The following is a 327-nucleotide window of genomic DNA, read 5'->3' on the forward strand; positions in this document are numbered from 1 at the left end:
GGCGTCAGGCTGACCCCGCGTGAGTCGCGCAGCAACAGCTTCACGCCAAGGTCTGCCTCCAGCGCGGCAATGCGGCTGGACACCGAGGCTTGAGTGGTGAACAGCTTTTCTGCGGTCAGGCGGAAGCTCTTGAGCCGGGCGACCCAGACGAAGGTTTCGAGGAAGCGAAGGTTCATGATCAGTTTTTCTTGTTCCAGACCGGGGGTTTTTCTCGTTGGACGCAAGCCGCGCGGCCTCTGAACAATGATGCCCAGGCCGCGACGCATCTGGTCGCCCCATAAAACAATACCAACAAGCCGAGGCAAGCATGAACCCCACCGGCGTGCA

At 60.6% G+C, this 327-nt stretch carries 1 protein-coding gene; it reads right to left on the reverse strand.

What is annotated here, in order from left to right; translation table 11 throughout:
• The coding region (locus tag SB765_RS28625) for a LysR family transcriptional regulator (protein ID WP_410932357.1) at nt 1-176 on the reverse strand (176 nt) is incomplete at its 3' end.
• Nucleotides 177-327 lie beyond the last annotated feature (151 nt).

Source organism: Pseudomonas sp. SIMBA_067, from assembly GCF_046534675.1.
Taxonomy (GTDB): Bacteria; Pseudomonadota; Gammaproteobacteria; order Pseudomonadales; family Pseudomonadaceae; genus Aquipseudomonas; species Aquipseudomonas putida.